Origin of the sequence: Zhongshania sp. (assembly GCF_041584495.1) — a bacterium.
Classification (GTDB): Bacteria; Pseudomonadota; Gammaproteobacteria; order Pseudomonadales; family Spongiibacteraceae; genus Spongiibacter.
The window spans coordinates 1-1,044 of the sequence record NZ_JBFHDY010000330.1; the positions used below are offsets into that span (position 1 = coordinate 1).

The following is a 1,044-nucleotide window of genomic DNA, read 5'->3' on the forward strand; positions in this document are numbered from 1 at the left end:
GCCTGCTCATAATAAGGGCCGCCATAAAAAGCGCTGTTGGGATCGGCATACACCGCCCGCACATGGCTAAGTTGCTGGGTGTTGGCGTTACTTTCCCGATCCGACTTGTCGTAGATATAATCCACCGCGACCGTATCTGAAGCCTTCCAGCGCGTTGCCAGACGGAAATACTCGCCCTCGGCATCGCCCAGCGGCTTACCGCTGTAGAGGCTCTCCAACTCGCGCTCGGAGGTATTTTTCATATACGAGAATTTAAAGGCCAGATTGCCGAAATCCGGAGAGTCGATCGAGGTCATCACCCGATCGTAACCGTGATCGCCCACCCCCAGGGCCAGCTTGAAGCCGGGCTCTCCGTTGGGCTTTTCGGTAATGATATTCAGCGCACCGCCGATGGTATTGCGGCCAAACAGGGTACCCTGAGGCCCGCGCAACACCTCAATGCGTTTCAGGTCGACAATATCAAAGGCCAAGCCGGTGGATCGCGCCAGATAAACGCCGTCCATATACACACCCACCGTGGGGTCGATGGTCAGCGCGGTCTCACCCGACGACACCCCGCGAATGGCCATGGCGTAATTATCCTGGCTGCCGCTCTGCTTCTGCATACGAAGGTTAGGGGTAAAATTCGCCACATCCTTGGCTTCGCTGGCTCCCATCTGTTCAAGGTCACTGCTGGAGAAAGCCGCTACCGATACCGGGGTATCCTGTAGGGATTCTTCCACCTTCCTGGCCGTGACAATGACTTCTTCGATGGTGGCAGCCCGCTTGTCAGCTACTTGGGCATCAGCGGTGTTAAGCGATAAAGAGACAATAGAAACAATACCGGCAAGGGCTCTGGTTTTCATGATTACAACCTGTTTTATAGTTATAGTACTGTAACCTTTACTCTATGCCCTGCGTTTCGCCTTGTAAATCGTTAATGTGGACTAAAAAAAAGGCCAGCATAACGCTGGCCAGGTTTACGTGGATTACTACTTAACGGTTGAATTCGTAGATAAAATCGAGGCCCCAGCTGCGAAGCTCGCCGTAGTTATTGACGGCAAA

General features: G+C 53.4%; 1 protein-coding gene. It reads right to left on the reverse strand.

Annotation, left to right across the window (positions count from 1 at the left end):
• On the reverse strand, positions 1–845 hold an 845-nt coding region (locus ABYP33_RS19615; RefSeq protein WP_373093084.1), incomplete at its 3' end, for a TonB-dependent receptor plug domain-containing protein.
• Positions 846–1,044: the final 199 nt, after the last annotated feature.